The 239-nt window shown below is 56.9% G+C and carries 1 protein-coding gene; it reads left to right on the top strand.

Annotated elements, in window-relative coordinates:
* Positions 1-239 (top strand): cytochrome d ubiquinol oxidase subunit II (locus FDX22_RS32060; protein WP_255433058.1); only part of this gene is annotated, 239 nt, incomplete at both ends.

Here is a 239-nt window from a genome sequence, read left to right as displayed (position 1 = left end):
GCTGTTTTGCGGGCTGGGACTGGTGGTGGCCTACGCCCTGCTGGGGGCAACATGGCTGGTGATGAAAAGCGAAAACCCGCTACAAGATAAAATGCGCAGTGTGGCAAAAAAACTGCTGCTGGCGATGTTGGCTGTTATTGCCATTATCAGCCTGTGGACGCCGCTGGCGCACAGTGCCATTGCCGATCGTTGGTTTAGCCTGCCAAATCTGTGGTTCCTGATGCCGGTGCCGCTGCTGG

This window comes from Citrobacter sp. TBCS-14, assembly GCF_005280805.1.
Taxonomy (GTDB): Bacteria; Pseudomonadota; Gammaproteobacteria; order Enterobacterales; family Enterobacteriaceae; genus Citrobacter; species Citrobacter gillenii.
This window is presented reverse-complemented; position numbering and strand designations above follow the sequence as displayed.